The sequence below is a fragment of the Streptomyces alkaliphilus genome, assembly GCF_014141535.1.
In the GTDB taxonomy this organism is placed as follows: domain Bacteria; phylum Actinomycetota; class Actinomycetes; order Streptomycetales; family Streptomycetaceae; genus Streptomyces; species Streptomyces alkaliphilus.
This window is the reverse complement of the sequence record NZ_VKHT01001217.1, coordinates 1-1,310: the sequence shown is the minus strand read 5'-3', so window position 1 is coordinate 1,310 and position 1,310 is coordinate 1. Positions and strand designations below refer to the sequence as shown.

The following is a 1,310-nucleotide window of genomic DNA, read 5'->3' as shown; positions in this document are numbered from 1 at the left end:
GGACCACCCGGCGCCGCCCCCGTGCCGCGACGCCCTCCGTATCCGCCTCCGCACCGCAAGGGGAGAGAACCGTGACCGATCCCGTACTCGACGCCGGAGACCCCGTCGACCCGTCCCGTCCCGCCGGCTCCGACCCCGTCGCCCCCGCCGCGCCCGAGCCGGTTCCCGGCGCCGCGCCCTCCGGCATGCCGGTGTGCCGGCGCCTGGTGGACCGCGTCGCCGTGGTGACCGGGGCGGGCAGCGGCATCGGCCTGGCCTCGGTGCGCCGCCTCGCCGCCGAGGGCGCCCGGGTGGTGTGCGCCGACATCGACGAGCCGGCCGGCCGGGCCGCGGCCGAGGAGGTCGACGGCCTCTTCGTGCGCGTCGACGTCACCGACCGGCAGGAGGTCGAGCGACTGTTCGCCATGGCGGCGGACAGGTGCGGCTCGGTCGACTTCTCCTTCCACAACGCGGGCATCTCCCCGCCCGAGGACGACTCGATCCTGACCACCGAACCCGACGCCTGGCAGCGCGTCCAGCAGGTCAACCTCACCTCGATCTACCTGTGCTGCCGGGCCGTGCTGCCGTACATGCGGCGACAGGGGAGGGGCTCCATCCTCAACACCGCCTCCTTCGTGGCCGTCATGGGCGCCGCCACCTCCCAGATCTCCTACACCGCGTCCAAGGGCGGGGTGTTGGCGATGTCCCGTGAACTGGGTGTGCAGTTCGCGCGTGAGGGCATCCGGGTCAACGCCCTGTGCCCCGGCCCGGTCAACACCCCGTTGCTCACGGAGCTCTTCGCCAAGGACCCGGAGCGGGCGGCCCGCCGCCTGGTCCACATCCCCGCCGGGCGGTTCGCCGAACCGGAGGAGATCGCGGCGGCGGTCGCGTTCCTGGCCAGTGACGACTCCTCCTTCGTCAACGCCACCGGCTTCCTGGTCGACGGCGGCATCGCGGGGGCGTACGTCACCCCGGTGTGAGGTCGCTCCACGGCCTGCCTTCCCCCGGGGAGGGGGGAACCGCCCGGTTAGGGTGCCGGGGTGACCACCATTCAGCCCGCCGAGAACCCACCGACGGGGGCGGGGAGCCCGGGGCTCCCGCTCCCGACCGTTCGCGCCGCGGAGGTGCCGGGATGGCGCGCCGGGGCCTCTTCGAGCGGAGGACGGAGCGCTTCGGAGGGGATCACCCGCGATCCGGCTCGGCTCGCCCCGCCCCCACCGGCCCATCATCCGCTGGGGGCGGCCCGCCCGGTGCGACGGACCGCCGCCCTGCTGTTGTTCGCCGCGGTGTTGGCCGGCCTCGCCCTGTTGATCGCCGGCCCACCCGCGCCC

2 protein-coding genes are annotated in these 1,310 nt (G+C 74.9%); both read left to right on the top strand.

Annotated features, from left to right (window positions below; all coding sequences use genetic code 11):
- Positions 1-185: 185 nt before the first annotated feature.
- Positions 186-959: a 3-oxoacyl-ACP reductase gene (locus tag FNQ90_RS23530; protein WP_182608192.1), complete on the top strand. Its 774-nt coding sequence runs from the start codon at positions 186-188 to the stop codon at positions 957-959.
- 60 nt (positions 960-1,019) lie between these two features.
- Positions 1,020-1,310 (top strand): hypothetical protein (locus tag FNQ90_RS27780; protein ID WP_228471551.1); only part of this gene is annotated, 291 nt, incomplete at its 3' end.

Coding starts and splice junctions, on each gene's coding strand:
- FNQ90_RS23530 (WP_182608192.1), top strand. CDS start 186: ATGCCGGTGTGCCGGCGCCTGGTGGACCGCGTCGCCGTGGTGACCGGG.